17 protein-coding genes and 1 pseudogene are annotated in these 17,345 nt (G+C 70.0%); 8 read left to right on the forward strand and 10 right to left on the reverse strand.

The window, feature by feature from the left end:
- Window position 1 precedes the first annotated feature (1 nt).
- Window positions 2-1,183, forward strand: a complete 1,182-nt coding sequence (locus OO69_RS01780) for an SPFH domain-containing protein (protein ID WP_033278511.1) — start codon at window positions 2-4, stop codon at window positions 1,181-1,183.
- 94 nt (window positions 1,184-1,277) lie between these two features.
- Here the strand turns inward: OO69_RS01780 and ilvY are convergent, their stop codons facing one another.
- A complete protein-coding gene (ilvY, locus tag OO69_RS01785; RefSeq protein WP_033278512.1) occupies window positions 1,278-2,129 on the reverse strand; it encodes an HTH-type transcriptional activator IlvY in 852 nt (283 codons plus the stop codon).
- Window positions 2,130-2,217: 88 nt separating this feature from the next.
- On the opposite strand from ilvY, the gene OO69_RS01790 reads away from it, so the two are divergent.
- On the forward strand, window positions 2,218-3,687 hold the full coding sequence (locus tag OO69_RS01790; protein WP_033278513.1) for a ketol-acid reductoisomerase: 1,470 nt from the start codon (window positions 2,218-2,220) through the stop codon (window positions 3,685-3,687).
- Between the two features lie 4 nt (window positions 3,688-3,691).
- Here the strand turns inward: OO69_RS01790 and OO69_RS01795 are convergent, their stop codons facing one another.
- From OO69_RS01795 to OO69_RS01820, 6 genes are all read right to left on the reverse strand, one after another.
- Window positions 3,692-4,420, reverse strand: a complete 729-nt coding sequence (locus OO69_RS01795) for a TIGR03943 family putative permease subunit (RefSeq protein ID WP_033278514.1) — start codon at window positions 4,418-4,420, stop codon at window positions 3,692-3,694.
- Window positions 4,417-5,430 (reverse strand): permease, encoded by a 1,014-nt coding sequence (locus OO69_RS01800; RefSeq protein WP_199810861.1) that lies wholly within the window; start codon window positions 5,428-5,430, stop codon window positions 4,417-4,419. Before OO69_RS01800 ends, OO69_RS01795 begins: the two co-directional genes overlap by 4 nt.
- Window positions 5,431-5,532: 102 nt before the next feature.
- Entirely contained in the window at window positions 5,533-6,447 is a 915-nt protein-coding gene (locus OO69_RS01805) for a phosphotriesterase family protein (RefSeq protein ID WP_033278515.1), read from the reverse strand.
- Window positions 6,441-7,025 (reverse strand): DUF4865 family protein, encoded by a 585-nt coding sequence (locus tag OO69_RS01810; RefSeq protein WP_033278516.1) that lies wholly within the window; start codon window positions 7,023-7,025, stop codon window positions 6,441-6,443. The genes OO69_RS01805 and OO69_RS01810 overlap by 7 nt, the downstream gene beginning before the upstream one ends.
- A gap of 11 nt (window positions 7,026-7,036) precedes the next feature.
- Window positions 7,037-7,432: a cupin domain-containing protein gene (locus OO69_RS01815; RefSeq protein ID WP_033278517.1), complete on the reverse strand. Its 396-nt coding sequence runs from the start codon at window positions 7,430-7,432 to the stop codon at window positions 7,037-7,039.
- A gap of 12 nt (window positions 7,433-7,444) precedes the next feature.
- Window positions 7,445-8,011, reverse strand: a complete 567-nt coding sequence (locus OO69_RS01820) for a TetR/AcrR family transcriptional regulator (protein WP_199810862.1) — start codon at window positions 8,009-8,011, stop codon at window positions 7,445-7,447.
- Between the two features lie 222 nt (window positions 8,012-8,233).
- Between OO69_RS01820 and OO69_RS01825 the strand changes: the two genes are divergently transcribed.
- Genes OO69_RS01825 through OO69_RS01835 form a run of 3 tightly spaced genes read left to right on the forward strand, consistent with a single transcriptional unit; the run spans window position 8,234 to window position 11,849 of the window.
- Window positions 8,234-8,542: an SHOCT domain-containing protein gene (locus OO69_RS01825; RefSeq protein WP_033278519.1), complete on the forward strand. Its 309-nt coding sequence runs from the start codon at window positions 8,234-8,236 to the stop codon at window positions 8,540-8,542.
- Window positions 8,539-9,291, forward strand: a complete 753-nt coding sequence (locus OO69_RS01830) for an ABC transporter ATP-binding protein (protein WP_033278520.1) — start codon at window positions 8,539-8,541, stop codon at window positions 9,289-9,291. Before OO69_RS01825 ends, OO69_RS01830 begins: the two co-directional genes overlap by 4 nt.
- Window positions 9,288-11,849, forward strand: a complete 2,562-nt coding sequence (locus tag OO69_RS01835) for an ABC transporter permease (RefSeq protein WP_033278521.1) — start codon at window positions 9,288-9,290, stop codon at window positions 11,847-11,849. Before OO69_RS01830 ends, OO69_RS01835 begins: the two co-directional genes overlap by 4 nt.
- A gap of 382 nt (window positions 11,850-12,231) precedes the next feature.
- On the opposite strand, the gene OO69_RS01840 is transcribed toward OO69_RS01835, so the two are convergent.
- Window positions 12,232-12,777 carry an ATP-binding protein gene (locus OO69_RS01840; RefSeq protein ID WP_033278522.1) on the reverse strand — a complete coding sequence of 182 codons (546 nt, stop codon included), beginning with the start codon at window positions 12,775-12,777 and terminating at the stop codon, window positions 12,232-12,234.
- A 339-nt stretch (window positions 12,778-13,116) separates the two neighbouring features.
- The gene (locus tag OO69_RS01845) at window positions 13,117-13,440 is read right to left on the reverse strand and encodes a hypothetical protein (RefSeq protein WP_019058105.1); all 324 of its coding nucleotides are present in this window, start codon (window positions 13,438-13,440) and stop codon (window positions 13,117-13,119) included.
- Between the two features lie 362 nt (window positions 13,441-13,802).
- Here OO69_RS01845 and OO69_RS01850 point away from each other — a divergent pair, with 362 nt between their 5' ends.
- On the forward strand, window positions 13,803-14,927 hold the full coding sequence (locus OO69_RS01850) for a PLP-dependent cysteine synthase family protein (protein ID WP_033278523.1): 1,125 nt from the start codon (window positions 13,803-13,805) through the stop codon (window positions 14,925-14,927).
- A gap of 72 nt (window positions 14,928-14,999) precedes the next feature.
- On the opposite strand, the gene OO69_RS01855 is transcribed toward OO69_RS01850, so the two are convergent.
- Complete coding sequence (locus tag OO69_RS01855) at window positions 15,000-15,887, reverse strand: helix-turn-helix transcriptional regulator (protein WP_033278524.1); 888 nt, start codon at window positions 15,885-15,887, stop codon at window positions 15,000-15,002.
- Between the two features lie 167 nt (window positions 15,888-16,054).
- On the opposite strand from OO69_RS01855, the gene OO69_RS01860 reads away from it, so the two are divergent.
- Window positions 16,055-16,816 carry an SDR family oxidoreductase gene (locus OO69_RS01860; RefSeq protein ID WP_033278525.1) on the forward strand — a complete coding sequence of 254 codons (762 nt, stop codon included), beginning with the start codon at window positions 16,055-16,057 and terminating at the stop codon, window positions 16,814-16,816.
- Between the two features lie 117 nt (window positions 16,817-16,933).
- Window positions 16,934-17,173, forward strand: a pseudogene (locus OO69_RS53815) (IS5/IS1182 family transposase); the annotation flags it as partial.
- Window positions 17,174-17,345 lie beyond the last annotated feature (172 nt).

A 17,345-nucleotide genomic window follows, 5' to 3' on the forward strand; every position in this document is an offset into this window, starting at 1 on the left:
CATGTTCGGTTACCGCGTTCCCGCCCCCGATGAGGCGATGCTGATCTCGGGTGGCAGGCGGGGACTGGGGGGCGCGCCGTTCCGAGTGGTGACGGGGCACGGAAAGTTCGTGCTGCCGGTCTTCCGCAAGACCCGTTTTCTCACGCTGTCGATGTGCGAGGCCGAGGTCACCGAGACCTGTGTGACCCGCCAGGGCATCGCGCTGCACGTCCGCGCCGTGATCGCGTTCAAGGTCGGCAACGACACGGAGAGCATCATCAACGCGGGCCAGCGTTTCCTCTCCGACCAGGACCAGATGTCGGTGCTGACCGGCCGGATCTTCGCAGGTCACCTGCGGTCCATCATCGGCTCGATGACGGTCGAGGAGATCGTCACGGAGCGGCAGAAGCTCGCCGCGGAGGTGCTGGACACATCGAAGGTCGAGATGGCGAAGATCGGCCTGATCGTGGACTCGCTGCAGATCCAGTCGATCGACGACGGCGAGGTCGGCTACATCGAGGCCATGTCCGCGCCGCACAAGGCGGCCATCCAGCGGCAGGCCCAGATCGCCCAGGCCCAGGCCACGCAGGCCTCCGTCGAGGCGGAGCAGGTCGCGGCACGTAACCAGGCCGAGTACGCCCGGCAGACCGCGGTCGTCAAGGCCGAGTACTCGGCCGAGGTCGACCGCGCGCAGGCGCAGGCCGCGCAGGCCGGGCCGCTCGCGCAGGCGCACGCCCAGCAGGAGGTGCTGGCCGCGCAGACCGAACTGGCGCAGCGCCAGGCCGAGTTGCGGCAGCAGCAGCTCGTCGCCGAGATCGTGAAGCCGGCCGAGGCGGAGGCTCAGCGGATCAAGCTGCTCGCCATCGCCGAGGCGGATCGGATGAAGATCCAGGCGGAGGCGGCGGCGTCGTACGACCGCGTCGCGCTGGACCGGATGCTCATCGACCAGCTTCCGCAGATCGTGAAGGAAGCGGCGGGGGGTCTTGCGGGGGCCAACGTCAACGTCCTCAACGGGGCGGATGGGCTGGGCGAGATCGCCGCGGGGCTTGTTTCGCAGGGGCTGACGATTCTGGACTCTGTGCGGGGGAACCTCAGCGGGGCGGACCCCGATGGGCGTCGGCCCGGCGAGGAGGTCAAGAACCTGCTTCAGTTGCAGGCGAAGAAGGACGAGAAGAAGAATGACGGGCCGGTTGATCTGGACTAGGCGCTTCGCTGGGGGTAGCGGGGCGGCGTGCGTCGTCTGTTTGCTGCGGCGCTGTCGTGGCTGGGCGCGCAGTTCCCCGCGCCCCTTTGGGCGCCTACGGTGCTGTGAGGCTCCATAGGGCCGACACCAGTGGGCGGCGCAAGTCCGCTCGCCGTACGCACAGGCCGATCGGGAACGGCTCCGGGGGTGGGTCCGCGGGGATCACCGTCAGGCGTTCCCGTACGGCGCTGTTGTCCAGGACCAGGCGGGGTACCACGCCCGTGCCGCAGCCTAGGGCGACCAGGGTCAACAGGCCTTCGTGGCCGTCCGGTTCGCAGGCTACGTCGGGTGTTGTGCCCCGCGTGCGGAACCAGCGGTCGGCGGCCTCGCGGACCAGGCCCCGGTGGGGGAGGACGAAGGGGCCGTCGAGATGCGGGTCGGGACGGTCGTGGGCGGTGACCAGGACTAACTCGGTCACCGCGACCGTCCGGCTCACCAGTGATTCGGGTAGCCGGGTCGGGATGCCCGCGACCGCCACGTCCACCTCGCCCTCGTCGAGGCGGGCCAGCGCGGCCGCCGCGTCGCCGGTGCGCAGGTCGAGCCGTACCTGAGGGTGCGCGGCGCGGAAGGGCGCCAACAGGTCGGGGAGCAGGGCCTGGCAGGCGGTCACCGTGGCGAACAGGGCGAGTCTGCCGGTGAGTTCGGCCGGGTCGGGGTGCTCCTCGCGGTAGGCGCGCCACAACTCCAGTGACTGGACGGCGTATTCACGGAAGCGGTGGCCCTCGGCGGTCAGGGAGACCCCGCGTGCCCCGCGGTCGAACAGGCGGTGTCCGAGGTCGGCCTCCAGCCGTTGCACGGTCCGCGTCAGCGTCGCGGGGCTGACATGGCAGTCGAGACTCGTCCGTCCGAAGTTCAGCGTCTGCGCCAGATGCAGGAAAAGGCGTAGCTCCCGATGGTCGTCCCGCATGCCGTGACCTGGGCCTTTCAGCTCGTGCAACAGGCCGCTGCACAGGTTGCGCTTGCCGCAACGCTCGCCGGGAGCCTACAACTCCACCATGACCTCGACCACGTACACCTCCGCCGTCTTCCCTCTCGAAACGATGGACGTGCCCGGCGGCACGGAGACCATCCTGCGCGGTGGCCGGCACCTCTTCCCGCTGCTCCCGCAGGCCTTCGCCGGCGTCCGCCGCATCGGCGTCATCGGCTGGGGGCCGCAAGGTCGGGCCCAGGCGCGCAACCTGCGCGACTCCCTCGCCGGTACGGACATCCGGGTGAGCGTCGGCCTGCGCCCCGGTTCGGCGTCGGCGGCGGATGCCCGCGCGCACGGCTTCACCGAGGCGGACGGCTCGCTCGGCGACTGGCTCGCCGTCGCCGCCGACAGCGACCTGGTGATCCTGCTCATCGCCGACGCGGCCCTCGCCGCCCACCACGAGGAGATCTTCGCGGTCCTCAAGCCCGGGGCCACCATCGGCCTCTCGCACGGCTTCCTGCTCGGTCATCTCCGGGCCACCGGTGGGGAGTTCCCGCCCGGGCACGGAGTCATCGCCGTCTGTCCGAAGGGCATGGGCGACTCCGTGCGCCGGCTCTACGAACAGGGCGCCGAGATCAACGGCGCCGGAATCAACAGCAGTTACGCCGTCCACGCCGACCCCGACGGCAGGGCCGGCGACCGCGCGCTCGGCTGGTCGGTCGCGCTCGGGTCGCCGTACACCTTCCGTACCACCCTGGAGAGCGAGTACCGCTCCGACATCGTCGGCGAACGCGCCATCCTCCTCGGCGCCGTCCACGGCATCGTCGAGAGCCTCTTCACGCGCTACCGCCTGACCGGCGATGACCCGGTGACCGCGTACGAGCGCTCCTGCGAGAACGTCACAGGACCCATCGCCCGCACCATCTCCCAGGCCGGACTCCGCGCCGTCCGCGAGGAGTTGGACCCGGCAGGGCGCGAGGTCTTCGACCGCGCGTACTCGGCGACCTACGGCCCCGCCCGCGAGATCGTCGCCGAGATCTACGACGAGGTCGCCGACGGCACCGAGCTGCGCAGCGTCGTCCTCGCCGAACGGCGGCTCGGGGCACGGGAGATGAGCGGTATTGGTGGATCGCCGATGTGGGCGGCCGGGGCGCAGGTGCGGGCGTGCCGGGCCGAACGGGCCCTGCCCGTCGAGGCGTTCACCGCCGGGGTGTTCGTGGCGACGATGACCGCCCAGGTCGACGAGTTCGCCGAGCGCGGCCACCCCTGGTCGGAGATCGTCAACGAGTCCGTCATCGAGGCGGTCGACTCCCTGCTGCCCTACATGCACGCCCGCGATGTGGCCTACATGGTCGACAACTGCTCCCGTACGGCCCGCCTGGGCGCCCGGCGTTGGGGCCCGCGCTTCCAGGCGGCCTACGAGCAGATCGCCTACCCGGCGGCCGAACTCCCGGCGGACGGTGCCCTGTTGGCGGCCTTCGACACCCACCCCATGCACGAGGCGCTGGCCGCGGCGGCGAAACTGCGGCCCTCCGTGGACATCTCGGTGGCCTAGTGCCTCAGTGTGGGGCCCCGAACGGCAGGGCGTCCTGGTAGGCGTTCACCGGCTTGGCGACCTTCTCGACGGTGACGCCGTCGAGCGCGGCCACGGCGGAACTCGTCCCCAGGGTTCCGCTCGCGTGCCAGGTCCCGGTGATCGTCACCCAGGTGTTGGCGGACAGGGCCGGGATGCCGTAGACCCGCACCTTGATGGACTGGGCGTCGGCCGCGCAGCACGAGATCATGATGCGGGTCAGGTCCCAGTAGGCGGACCCCTTGTCGGGCGTGACGAAGCCGGTCATCTGGACGGTGCGGCCCTTGATGGCCCGCTTGCGGTCCTGCTGCACGCGGGTCGTGAAGTCGGTGAGGGTGATCGGCAGCGGTGAGGTCGCGGGCAGCGGATCGAAGGCGTCCTGCACGGGGACGGCCTTGGGGGCGGCGCGGGAGGCGGTGTAGGCGCCGAGGGCGGGCGGGGCGTAGAAGAGGAGGCTGAGCGCGGGGAGGAAGAGCAGCCAGGCGACTCGGGGGACCTTGGAATGGTTGTGGCCCGCGTGGTCGTCGCCTTCGTCCGGTCTCCGCCGTGACCACGCCTCCGCGATGCCGAGCAGGATCAGCAGGAACCCGGACACGACGAGCAGCGGGCGCATGCTCGGCTTGACGTAGCGCAGGCACAGGTCGGTGAAGAGCGAGGCGTGCAGCAGGCCCAGGCCGCTGAGGACGAGCAGGGTCACCTGGAGGGGGCGTCTCACAGCAGTACGGCTCCGATCAGCGCGCTGGACAGCACCGCGACGACCGTCGTGGCGGCGGAGAAGCGAGCCGCGAAGGCCCGGCCGAACGTGCCCGCCTGGAGGGCGATCAGTTTGAGGTCGACCATGGGGCCTACGACCATGAAAGCGAGCCGGGCTGTGGGGGAGAAGCCCGTGAGGGAGGACGCCACGAACGCGTCGGCCTCGGAGCAGACCGCGAGGATGATCGCGAGCGCGGCGAGGAAGAGCACCGAGAGCCAGGGCGAGCCGGCGAAGGTGTCCAGTACGGAGCGCGGGACCGCGACGTTGAAGGTCGCCGCCGCCATCGCGCCGACGACCAGGAAGCCGCCCGCGTGCAGGAAGTCGTGCTGGAAGCCGGTGCGGAACTCGGTGAAACGGCTGTGCCCCGGCCGGTGTCCGGTGTGCCGCGCGACCGGCCGCAGCCACTCCTCGCGCCCCAGCCAGAGCCACAGCCAGCCCATCACCACGGCGGTCGCGAGCGAGGCGAGCAGCCGGGCCAGCACCATGACCGGGCTGGCGGGGAACGCGATCGCGGTGGCCGTGAGAACGACCGGGTTGATCGCGGGCGCGGAGAGCAGGAACGCGAACGCGGCGGCCGGGGTGACCCCGCGTCCGATCAGACTGTTCGCGACCGGCACCGACGCGCACTCACACCCCGGCAGCACGACCCCGGCCATCCCGGCGACCGGCACGGCGAACGCGGCCCGCTTGGGCAGTACCTTCGTGAACACCCGCGCCGGCACGAACGCGTTGATCGCTCCCGACAGAGCCGTGCCGAGCAGCAGGAAGGGCAGCGCCTGTGTGGTGATGGCGAGACACACGGTCCGCCAGGCCTGCACGGCCGGCGCGTCCAGCCACCGTCCGACGACGAACAGCAGCAGCCCCGGAACGACAGCCGCCCCGAGCAGCATGAGCGGCCAGGACCGGGGCCACCCGGACGCCGCGACATCCGTTTCCGCCGCTCTCGGCGGCTCCACCGTCGTCGTCTGCACACGAGCTCCACATGTTCGATGTTCGCGTCGAACATAGCGGGCCCGCCTCAGCCCTCGGCGACCGCCTCCAGGGAGAGCGAGTCCGGCCTCACGGGATTTCCGTCAACGCCACTCGACGGAGAACGCCCTGGCGGGGTTCTCCCTGAACACGCGCTCCACCAACTCCTCACCCAGCTCCACCGCGAGCCGCGGCCCCACCCGGCGCAGCAGATACGGCATCCCCGGACCGCCGTCCGCCGAACGCGCCCCGGCGACCACCGTGTCCCCGCCGAGCAGCAGCCGGTCTCCGAACCCGGCCTCGGCCAGCGCCCGGACCGCGTCCGGCATCCGCCAGTCCGTGGCGTGGTGGGCGCGGGACGGGCCGTCGAACGCCAGATAGGCGCCCGCGTCGGCGGCCTGGCGCTGGACCACGAGGTCGGGGGAGCGGTTGAGATGGCCGAGGATCACCCGGTGCGGTTCGACCCCCAACGCGCCGCAGAGCAGGTCGAGTACGTCCAGTGCGCCCGTGCCCAGCTCCAGGTGCACGGCGATCGGCGCGCCCGTCGCCCGGTGGGCCTCGGCCGCGGCGGTCATCGTCCAGCGGGCGTGCGCGTCGAGGCCGTGGAAGCCGCCCGCGACCTTGATGAGCCCGGCGCGGATCCCGGACGGACCGACGCCCTCCGTCAGCTCGGAGACGAAGACCTCGGCCAGCCCGCCGCGCAGACTCTCCAGCAACTCCGGGCTGTAGTGCGCCGCTTGGTGCAACCCGGTCGCGCAGACCACGTGCACCCCCGACGCCCGGGACAGCAGCGGCAGATCGGCGACCCGCCGCCCCAGCCCGTACGGCGTCCACTGCACGACACCGCCCCCGCCGACGGAACGGAACGCGTTCAGCTCGGCCCGCGCGGCCGAGGCGTCGCCCAGTTCCTGGCCGGGGAGCTGCGGGCTGCGGATGAAGAGATGGTCGTGCGCGTCGCACAGGCCCAACAGCCGCGGCTCCACATCCCCAAGTACCGTACGGATGAGGGCATTTACCACTGCCGACCTCGCGGTAGCTCGCCGCGCCCCGGCGCCGAGAGATGCAGCACCTGGAACACGTCCCCCTCCGCCTTCGGCGTCTCGTCCTCCCAGAGCGAGAAGTGGACGATCTCCCAGCGGTGCGGGTCGACGGCCGCCGCCGCGAGCACCGCGCCCTCCTCCCCGGCCAGCCGCCGGGTCTCACCCACCGCGTCCTCCATGAACGCGGCCAACTCCACACCCTCCGCCAGCCGTTGGCGCCTCCGCACTGCGACGGCCGCCGGTGAGCCCGCGGCGCCGCCCTCCTCGTAGGCGAGACCCGTCCACTGCGCGACCTCCGGCCGCCCGAAGTCGTTGACGAGTCCCTGGAAGGCGCCGCCCCAGAGGAAGCGGTTCATGCCCTCGACCGTGTTCCACAGATAGAAGGGCGCGTACTGGTTGACCGGCGATCCGTGCACCCCGCGCTCACGCAGCAGGAACGTCTTGAGGCCGAGCCCGCCCCAGTCGTCGAGCAGCTGGCCGACCCGGGCGACCCGGCTTCGGATGATGCCCGTGTCGTAGTCCGCGGGCAGGGTGAGTTCGTACTGCATCGCGTGCATCAAGTGCCCCCTCAGGCAGGGTAGTCGGCGGCGTCGACATGCTCGTACCAGCAGGCGGTCGTACCGTCCTCCGCGGCCTCGACGACCGCGAGATGCGTCATGAACGTGCGTGGCGCCGCGCCGTGCCAGTGCCACTCGTCCGGTTCGATCCAGACGGTGTCGCCCGCGCGGATCGGCTCGACGGCACCGCCCTTGCGCTGCACCAGACCCTCGCCCTCCGTCACGTGCAGCACCTGGCCGTGCGGGTGGGTGTGCCATGCCGTGTGCGCGCCCGGCGTGAAGTGCACGCTGAACATCCTTATGCGGGACGGCGGTTCGGGCGCGGCGAGTTCGTCGAGCCACACCGTGCCGGTGAAGTTCTCCGCCGGGCCCTGCCGGGTGTCGGGGCGCTTCCTGTTGATCCGCACGTACCTGGACTCCTATCGGGAGGACATGGGCGAGAGAAGGGAGAGCAGGCCCCGGACACCGGCGTCGAAGGCGGCCGGAGACCCGGACGCGCGGGCGAGCACGTAACCGCCCTGCACGGTCGCGAGGATGGTGGCGGCGATCTCCTCGCCGTCCAGCTCCGGCCCGAACTGCCCCTGTTCCTTGCCCTCTTCGACGATCCCGGCGAGCCGCTCACGGATCGCGTCGAGCGTCGCGTCGACCGGCTCGCGCAGCTCGGCGCTGGCGATCACGTCCGGATCCATCGTCAGCCGCCCGACCGGACACCCGCGCAGCACATCCCGCTCGCGCCGCAGATACGCCTCGATCCGTTCGTACGGTGTGCCGGGCCCGTCGAGTACTCCCTCGGCGGTAGCCAGCAACTCCTCGGAGGTCCGCCGGATCGCGGCCAGCGCCAGCTCGGGTTTGCCCTTGAAGTGGTGGTACATGCTGCCCTGCCCGGCGCCCGCGCGTTCCAGGATCGCCTTGGGGCTGGTGCCGACGTAGCCGCGCTCCCACAACAGCTCACGGGTGGACTCGATCAGTCGATCCGAGGTGCTCATGGTAGGACTGTACATACTAGTAGGTACAGAAGTCGAGGGGTTATCGACGGACGGCCGGAGCAGCCGGAACGACCCCGCGTACTCCCCGGGAGGTACGCACACTGCCGCTGGCCGTACGACGACCCGGACCCCTCCCGCGAGCCAGTCTCGATACATCACCGGACGTCACCGGATCACAGGAAGCCCCCTCCGGGGCTCCGGACCTCTTGGAGATGAATCGACATGCAGACTCTGGCGAACTGGCACGGCGGCGGCCCCGGCCCGTGGATCCTGTTCCTCCCGCTGATCTGGGCGGCCATGGTGGTCGGCGTGGTGACCGTCCTGCGCCGCACCGTCTGGCGCGGCCGGGGGATCGGGCGCGGCGGACCGTGGCGCGCGATGGCCGACACCCGCCCCACCGGCGACTCCCCGCTCGCCGTCCTTGGCCGCCGTTTCGCCTCCGGCGAGATCGACGAGGACGAGTACTGGCGCCGCCTGTCCGTCCTGGACGAGCAGTTCGGCCGCACCGCCGGCAAGGGCGGCCCGGCATGACCACCGCGACCACCACCCGCACGGCCGCGCGGGTCGTCAACGCCGTCAAGGTCTACGGCGTCGGCGACACCGCCGTACGCGCCCTGGACGGGGTGAGCGTCGACTTCCCGGCCGGCCGCTTCACCGCGATCATGGGCCCCTCGGGCTCCGGCAAGTCCACCCTGATGCACTGCGCGGCAGGTCTCGACACGCTCACCTCCGGCTCGGCCTACATCGGCGACACGGAACTGGGCTCCCTCGACGACCGACGCCTGACCCTCCTGCGCCGCGACCGCGTCGGCTTCGTCTTCCAGGCGTTCAACCTGGTGCCGACGCTGACCGTCGCGGAGAACATCACCCTGCCCCTGGCCCTCGCCGGAACAAGCGGCGACCAGGACTGGATCGACGCACTCGTCGACGTCGTAGGCCTGGGCGACCGCCTCCACCACCGCCCCTCCGAACTCTCGGGCGGCCAACAGCAACGCGTCGCCGTGGCAAGGGCGTTCGCGGGCCGCCCCGAGGTCGTCTTCGCCGACGAGCCGACCGGCAACCTCGACTCCCGCTCCGGCGGCGAGGTCCTCGGCCTGCTCCGCCGAGCCGTACAACAGACCGACCGCACGGTCGTGATGGTCACCCACGACCCGGTAGCGGCCGCCCACGCCGACGAGGTCGTCTTCCTCGCGGACGGACACCTCGTCGACCGCATGCGGGCCCCCACGGCCGACAAGGTCCTGGACCGCCTGAAGGCATTCGAGGAGGTGAGGTCGTGAACGCGTCCGTACGCCTGAGCATGTCCTCCCTGCGGGCCCACAAAAGGCGCTTCGCCGGTACGTTCCTCGCCGTGTTCCTCGGGGTGGCCTTCCTGGCCGGGACCCTCGTCATGGGCGACACCCTGCGCGCCAACTTCGACACCATGTTCGGCGACGCGACCAGCGGCACGGACGCGGTGGTCCGCAGCGCCGACGCCATCACAACACCGGGCGAGAGCCAGGGAGTTCGGCAACCGGTGCCCACGGCCCTGGTGAAGGCCATCGACCAGGTCCCCGGCGTGGCGGCCGCCGCCCCGAACATCCAGGGCGCGGGCCAACTCGTCGGCGCCAACGGCGAGGCCATCGGCGGCAAGGGCCCGCCCACCCTCGCCGGCAACTGGATCACCGACCCGCAACTCAACCCGTACCGACTCGCCGAGGGTCGAACTCCGGCCAGGCCGGGCGAGGTTGTCATCAACCGGGGTGCCGCCGACAAGGGCCAGCTGAAGATCGGCGACACGACAACACTGCGCACCCCCGACCCCGTCAAGGTGACCGTCGTCGGCCTCGCGACCTTCGGCGGCGAGGACGGCATGGCCCAGGTGACCTTCACAGGCATGACCCAGTCCGACGCCGAGAAGTACCTCACCGCGAAGCCGGGCGAGGCGGCGACCATCCAGGTAAGGGCAGGCCCGGGCGTAAGCCAACAATCACTGGTCGACCGCCTGACTCCCGTCCTCCCCAAGGGAGTTGAGGCGATCACGGGTCAGCAGTCGGCGCAGGAGAACACGGACATGATCTCGTCCCAGTTCCTGACCATCTTCACCACGTTCCTCCTGGTCTTCTCCGGCATCGCCCTCCTGGTCGCGACCTTCTCCATCCACAACACGTTCGCGATCGTCATCGCCCAACGCGCCCGGGAGAACGCCCTGTTGAGGGCCCTCGGCGCCTCCCGCCGCCAGGTCACCGCGGCCACGGTCACCGAGGCGACCGTCGTAGCCGTGACCGCGTCGGCCGCCGGACTGGCGGGCGGCATCGGCATCGCGGCCGGCCTGAAGATGCTGTTCCCGGCGATCGGATTCCCTTTCCCTGGGGGCGACTTGGTGATCCGCACACTCTCCATGACCCTCCCCCTCGCAGTCGGCATCATCGTCTGCCTGGGCTCCGCACTCATGCCGGCGGTACGAGCGGGCCGCACCGCACCCCTGGCGGCCCTGCGCGAGACGGCCGTGGACCAGTCAGGCGCGTCCCCGGTCCGCGCGGTGACGGGAATGGCCCTCGCCGCCCTCGCGATCGGTGCCACCCTCACCGGCGTACTCATCTCACCGTCCCTGCTGCTGGCGGGACTTGGGGCGGTACTGGCCCTGGTCGCCTTCGTGGTCCTCGGCCCGGTAGCTTCCACCACGGCGGTCAGCATCCTGGGCAGCCCCCTCGACCGCGTGCGCGGCGTCACAGGTGGCCTCGCCCGCCGCAACGCCCTGCGCAGCCCCCGCCGTACGGCCGCGACCGCGAGCGCGCTGATGATCGGCGTGGCCGTGGTGTCCCTGTTCACCGTGTTCGGGGCCTCGTTGAAGGCGACGATGGACCAGACGGTGTCCCGCTCCTTCGCCGGTGACGTGGCCGTGAGCACCCCGTCCTTCGGCGCGGGAGGCAGCGGCCTGAGCCCCCAACTCGCCGGAGCGATCGGCAAGTTGCCCGAGGTGGACACGGCAGTGGGACTGGGCCGGGGCGTAGCCGAAGTAGACGGAAAGGGACGGGCGCTGACAGTGACAGACCCCACCGCCCTGTCCCGCACCTTCGACCTGGGCACGGTCCACGGCTCCCTGAACTCCCTAGGCACGGACGGCATCGCCATCACCAAAGCAGAGGCCGACCGCCAACACCTGACCACCGGCAGCAAGGCCCAACTGGCCTTCACCGACGGCAAGAAGCAGACCTTCACGGTCCGAGCGGTCTACGGCGAGTCCGAACTGGCCGGTGACTACGTCATCACCCGCGCAGCCTGGGCCCCACACCGCACCCAGGACTCCGACACCCTGGTCGCCGTCTCCTTCAAGACCGGCGTGAGCACGGCCAAAGGCAAGGCGGCAGTCCAGAAAGCCGCCGCCCACTACGGCAACCCCCAAGTCCAGACCCGCCACGAGTACGCGCAGTCCTCAGCCGGCGGCATCGACATGATGCTGACCCTCGTCTACGCACTGCTCGCCCTCGCCGTCCTCATCGCACTCCTGGGCATCGCCAACACCCTCACCCTGGCGATCCACGAACGCACCCGCGAACTGGGCCTGTTGAGGGCGGTAGGCCAGACCCGTTCCCAACTCCGGGCGATGGTCCGCTGGGAGTCGGTCCTGGTGGCGGCCTTCGGCACGCTCGGCGGCCTCTCCCTGGGCGCCTTCCTGGGCTGGGTCCTGGTCAAGGCCTCGGACGGCGCGAGCGACAGCGCCTTCGCCTTCGCACTCCCACCGGTCCAACTCGTAGTGGTGGCCCTGGTGGGCGTAGCCGCAGGCGCCCTTGCGGGCCTGCGCCCGGCACGCCGAGCGGCCCGGCTGGACGTACTGCGGGCGATCGCCACCGAATGACCAAACGCCGCTAGAGAAGCGAACGGCGTCATCCATCACCAGCGCTGCGGGCCCACCAAGTCCAACTGTCCCCACGTGGACGGCCGAGAGGGAGCCGTAGGGGCGCGCCGGTGTTGAGAGCCCCAGCGCGCGGAGGCGCGCAGCGCCGAGCACGGTGGGGCTCTCAACACCGGCTCCCAGCGCCCCGAAGGCGACCGAACCAAAAGAGGTGCGCGCGGGGTGCGTTTTCAACACCGGTTCAGGTATGGCGAGTTCTCGATACCGGCCCAGGTAAGTCGTTGTCTGAACGCAGGCCTGGGTGTCGTTGTCTCAAGACTGACTTAGATGTCCCGTCCGTGACCGACTCTCCCCCCCCCGCAACCCATAACGAATCACCGCCCGATCAACCGGCAACGGCGGACCGGGCGGGAGCGTGTTGGGGCCGGTGGCCGTCGACCGGGTGCTCGACCTCGGTGACGAACCGGTGCGCGGTTTTCTCCGCGGCCGTACGACGCGGCGGACGAGCCGGCGCAGCCGTGGCGGACGAGGGCGCGGTCAGCGTGAACCACACGACCTTCCCGGACTCACCGTCCGCCCGCACCCCCCAGTTCTCGCTCACCGCGGCGACCATCGCGAGCCCCCGCCCACAAGTGGCCGTAGGCGAAACCTCGTCGATGTCGCCCACCACCGGAAGCCGGGGATCGCGATCGCGCACCGAGACCATGAGCTGGTCCAGCAGCAGCTCGATCTCGACGACGCACGTCTTGTCCGGCTGCGCGTGCCGGTGGACGTTGGTCAGAAGCTCTGTCACACCGAGCGCGGCCCGGTCGATCAGAGGGTCCAGATGCCAGTAGCGCAATTGCGCAGATACGATTCTGCGGACCTGGCCGATCCGCGACGGCAGGGCTTGGAGCTCCACCGTGCAGTGCCTGCTTGGGTGACTGATCACGGCTGCGACTCCCCGACTGAGGTCCGGAAGAACACGGAGTTCGGATCCAGCGAGGTGGTCGGAGAAACGGCCGCCTGCTGTTGTGTCCGGCGGGCTGGTTCGCAGCGTTATCGCCGGTAAACCCAGAGTGACGTGAGACCAGAGTGACTCAGGGGCCGCGGTCCCGCAACTCGCGGCCGGTCATTGCTCATCAATGGCGTGGATACGACGCTCCGCGGCGATCGGCTTTCCGGCACGCACGGGCTGCTGCATGGCGCTGCGGAGTTGCTCCACCGAACGGAGCGCCCACGGATCGGCCACCCCACCGCAGACCTAGCCCACACTGCTCGCCCCCACCGCTCACCCGCCCCGCCCCGCCGCCTTCCGCACAGCCTCGATGAACCGCCGTGCCGCAGGCGGCCCCGGCTGCCCGGGCGCTGGGTCATGCTCGCCGAGGGTCAACAGATACCTGTTGCCGTTGAGGTCGGCCAACGCCCGATCCTCAGGCGCGAACCACGGCTTCGACGCACGCACCGCCTGCACCGGCGCGCTGTCGATCTCGCTGCCGTAACTGGTGAGCAACTCAAGCCTGCCGTCATTGATCCGGACCTGTCCGGCCCGGGTCAGCGACCGCAGCCGCTTCCCGATCCGCACGCCCGTGGCCGTGAACTCCGGCTCCGCCATGCTTCCCCGCCCCCTTGGTCCAGGCATCTGGTGATCCAGTGTGCGCCCCCGTTCAGGACGTTCGTCCCGCTCCGGTGCAGTCTGCCCGCCGGGGCCGTCGAGCACCAGTGCGTACGACCCGGTCACGGTGAGTATCCGAAGCACTCGCGCGAGTGCGCCCCCGAGCCCTGCGGGCAGCCCATCGCAAACCCGTAGCAAAGCGAACGCAAACCCACCACGAGCCCACCGACACCCTGCCCCCAGGGCCGCCTTTGGGCCGCCCAAAGGCATGTTTATGCAGGTGAGAAGCGTGCGGAAGGTGCATATGATCGAGGTGTCGGCCGCGCGAGGCGCCGTCGGCGCAACGCGTAAGGAGCCCCGCCGTGAGCACCACCCCCCAGGCCCTGACCGGTGCCACCCTCGACGTCGACCGCAGTGACGACGCCTATCGGAGCTGGCTGAAAGAAGCCGTCCGCAAGGTGCAGGCCGACGCCAACCGCTCCGCCGACACCCACCTCCTCCGCTTCCCGCTCCCGGAGAGCTGGGGCATCGACCTGTACCTGAAGGACGAGTCGACCCACCCCACAGGCAGCCTGAAACACCGCCTCGCCCGCTCCCTCTTCCTCTACGGCCTCTGCAATGGCTGGATCCGGCCCGCCCGCCCGGTGATCGAGGCGTCCAGTGGTTCCACGGCGGTCTCCGAGGCGTACTTCGCCAAGCTGATCGGGGTGCCCTTCATCGCGGTCATGCCGCGCACGACCAGTGCCGAGAAGATCCGCCTGATCCAATTCCACGGCGGGCAGTGCCACTTCGTGGACGACCCGCGCAAGATGTACGAGGAGTCGGCCGCCCTCGCGGTGGAGACCGGCGGCCACTACATGGACCAGTTCACCTACGCGGAGCGGGCCACGGACTGGCGCGGCAACAACAACATCGCCGAATCCATCTTCCGCCAGCTGGAGTTGGAGCGTTTCCCGGAGCCGGCGTGGATCGTCGCGACGGCCGGCACCGGCGGTACGTCGGCCACCCTCGCGCGCTATGTCCACTACATGCAGCACGACACCCGCGTCTGTGTCGCCGACCCGGAGAACTCCTGTTTCTTCGAGGGCTGGACCACCGGCGATCCGGACGTCACCCGTGACTGCGGCTCCCGCATCGAGGGCATCGGCCGCCCCCGCATGGAACCGAGCTTCGTCCCCGGCGCCATCGACCGCATGATGAAGGTCCCGGACGCGGCCAGCGTCGCCGCCGTGAGAGCCCTGGAACAAGCCATCGGCCGCAAGGCGGGCGGCTCCACCGGCACGGGCCTCTGGAGCGCCCTCAAAATCATCGCCGAGATGGTCGCGGCGGGCCAACAGGGCAGCGTGGTAACCCTGTTGTGCGACCCGGGCGACCGCTACCTGGACAAGTACTACTCGGACACGTGGCTGGCGGAACAGGGCCTGGACATCACCCCGTACAGCAAGGCGATCACCTCGCTTCTGGCAACGGGAGTATGGCCGAGCTGAGTTGACGGGAGTACGGCCAACTCGCGCTGGATGAGCGCCGGTTGGTCAGCGTCCTTCTTCACGGGACAGTGCTCAGTGGTCGCTGCGGTGTTCGGAGTGGCTGTTCGGTTCGGCCGTGTGCGATCCGTCATGCATCTCGGTGTGAGCCGTCTGGGCCAAGGAGGCGAGGACCCGTAGCTTCTCATCGCTCTCACTGCTCTGGTCGGGGTAGTAGAGGACGAGGAGCAGCTCGCCGACGGGGAGTTTGTCCCGGTGGAGGCGGAGCTCGCCAACGACGGGATGGTTCACGGTGGTGGTGCCGCCGTCCAGGCCGCGGATGTCATGGCGTGCCCAGAGGGATCGGAACCGCTCGCTCGACAAGGCGAGTTCACCCACCAGTTCCACGAATCGCGGGTCGTCGACGTCGTCGCCGACGGACTTTCTGAAAGCGGCGATGAATCCTTCCGCGGAGCGCGTCCAGTCCTGCTGGAATGCCTGCTCCTCCGGATCGAGGAGCAGTGATCGCAGGCGGTTGTACCCGGGCTGAAGGCGCGGGGAGAGCGCGACTGCGAGCTGGTTGGACGCGAGCACATCGAACGCGCGCCCTTCCACGAACGCGGGAATCCGCACGCTTGCGAGCAGCTGGTGCAGCCGTGCGGGCACGCGTTCGGGCTTTCGGCGCCGCTGCGGCCTGGGGCGTGCGGCGGTGAGGCCGAGGAGGTATTCCTGCTCCACCTCGTCGAGTCGCAAGACTCGCGCGAGCGATTCGAGTACCTGGAGCGAGGGGTTGTTGTCGCGGCCGCGCTCCAGTCTCAGGTAGTAGTCGGCGCTGATGCCGGCGAGCAGGGCCACCTCTTCGCGGCGCAGTCCGGGAACACGCCGATGCGCACCCGAGGGAATGCCGGCACGCTCCGGAGTGACCAGCGCCCGCCGGGCCCGGAGATAGCTGCCAAGCAGGTTCGCGCGGTCATCGTCACCCATAGTGAAAATCGTAGCCCCGGCGCCGTCACGGAAGGGGGGCCCTGAGAGGACCATGGAAGCCGGGGGTACTGCCTCGGGTCGGGGAACAGGTCGAAGCTGAAGGAGTCGCCTGATATCCACTGCGCCCGCAGCCTTGTCGCTGTCGGCGCCCTGAGCCGGGAGCAGCCATGGACATCACCAGCCGCACCGTCTTCATCGCCGGGGCCACCTCGGGAATCGGCCTCGACCTCGCACGACGCTTCGCCACGGCCGGCAGTACCGTCATCGTCGGCGGCCGACGAACCGACCTGCTCGACCGGATCGCAGCCGAGGGGCCGGCCACCGTTCAGATCGACGTGACCGACCAGGACAGCGTCGACCGTGCCCGCGACACGATCCTGCGCACCCACCCGAACCTCGACACGATCGTGACGATGTCCGGGATCGGAGTCCCCGAGGACCTCCGCGATCCCACACACTTCAGTGCTGCCGAAAAGACGATCGACACCAACCTCCTCGGCACCATCCGCGTCATTGACGCGTTCACCCCCCACTTGATCGCGCGTGGCACCGGCACCATCGTCACGGTCACCTCGGGCATCGGGTTCCTGCCGTTCCCGGTCATGCCCACCTACGCCGCCTCCAAGGCCGGCGTGCACGCCTACTCCGAAGCACTGCGTGCGCAATTGGACGGAACCGGCATCGAGGTCGCCGAGCTCGTCCCTCCGGCCGTCGCCACCACACCGGAGCACGAACAGCGCAACCCCAGCGCGCTCAAACTGGCCGAATTCACCACCGAGGTGATGGACCTGCTCCAGACCAACCCCACTCCGCACGAGATCCTGGTGCAGGGCGTACTCATGCACCGCTGGGCCGAACGCGACGGCACCTACCCCGAGTTGGTCACCCGACGCTCGCAGGCACTCGCGATGCTCCCGAGCCGTCAGTGAGCACGAGGGCCCCTCACCGGACGCCGACCCAGGACCGCTGAACTCAGCAGAGCGATATCACCGAACTCTGATGCCGGTGTCGTCGAGCCGAACGGCTGGAAGGCCCGTTCCACGCCGCTGGACAAGACGTTCCGGGCGTTCACACCGGACCAGATGCTGCTGATGCCCATGTCATTCGACGACTGGCTGCCCAAGGCGCATCTGGCCCGGTTCGTCGCCGAGTTGGTCGACGAGGTGCTGGACTTGACGGCGATCCGCACGTCCCGCACCGCGCGGCGCGACCACCCACCCTACGATCCTCGGTTGACGCTGCGGTCATTGCTCTACGGCTACACCACCGGGGTTCGCTTGTCGAAGCCGAGATCGGCGCTCCTGAAGCCCGGGCTGCGACTGTGCTGGCCGATGCCGAGATCGCCGACACCACCGAGGACCCGGAGTACGGGCCTTTCTCAGGTGCACGCCGACAACAGGCCCCAGCCGGAGCCTCGCAAGCGCCGACAGCGACAGCGGCGGCGACGATCGATCAACC

This window comes from Streptomyces sp. NRRL F-525, from assembly GCF_000716605.1.
Lineage (GTDB): Bacteria > Actinomycetota > Actinomycetes > Streptomycetales > Streptomycetaceae > Streptomyces.